Origin of the sequence: Citrobacter sp. TBCS-14 (genome assembly GCF_005280805.1) — a bacterium.
In the GTDB taxonomy this organism is placed as follows: domain Bacteria; phylum Pseudomonadota; class Gammaproteobacteria; order Enterobacterales; family Enterobacteriaceae; genus Citrobacter; species Citrobacter gillenii.
Map to the genome: position 1 here is coordinate 1 of NZ_SZWM01000922.1, position 222 is coordinate 222.

At 48.2% G+C, this 222-nt stretch carries 1 protein-coding gene; it reads left to right on the forward strand.

The window, feature by feature from the left end; translation table 11 throughout:
- Positions 1–28 precede the first annotated feature (28 nt).
- On the forward strand, positions 29–222 hold a 194-nt coding region (locus FDX22_RS22080; protein ID WP_186805429.1), incomplete at its 3' end, for a GlpM family protein.

Consider the following 222-nt stretch of genomic DNA (forward strand, 5'->3'; position numbering starts at 1 on the left):
GATGTTATTGATGTGTTAAGGCAAAACGATGGGGCTCGTAGTAAAAGCGGCGCTGGGTGCGCTGGTGGTGGTGTTGATTGGCTTGCTGGCTAAAACAAAGAATTACTATATTGCCGGATTAATTCCGTTGTTCCCAACCTTTGCGTTGATTGCCCACTATATTGTGGCCAGTGAACGTGGGATCGAGGCGCTGCGTACAACGATTGTATTCAGCATGTGGTC